1 protein-coding gene is annotated in these 255 nt (G+C 65.9%); it reads left to right on the forward strand.

The genetic code is table 11. The features are described 5' to 3' along the window. Window positions 1–255: DegT/DnrJ/EryC1/StrS family aminotransferase (locus tag KVP70_RS35945; RefSeq protein ID WP_217946792.1), on the forward strand; the 255-nt coding region annotated here is incomplete at both ends.

Consider the following 255-nt stretch of genomic DNA (forward strand, 5'->3'; position numbering starts at 1 on the left):
CCAACCTGGTCGCGTTCAACACGCTGACCTCGCCCAAGCTGGGCGCGCGCGCGATCCAGCAGGGCGACGAGGTGATCGGCGTGGCCGCCGGCTTCCCCACCACCGTCAACCCGATCATCCAGTTCGGCGCCATCCCGGTGTTCGTCGACGTCGAGCTGGGCACCTACAACATCGATGTGACCAAGCTGGAAGCGGCGATCTCGCCCAAGACCAAGGCCATCATGCTGGCCCACACGCTGGGCAACCCGTACAACC

The organism is Duganella violaceipulchra, from assembly GCF_019166075.1.
Taxonomy (GTDB): domain Bacteria; phylum Pseudomonadota; class Gammaproteobacteria; order Burkholderiales; family Burkholderiaceae_D; genus Rugamonas; species Rugamonas violaceipulchra.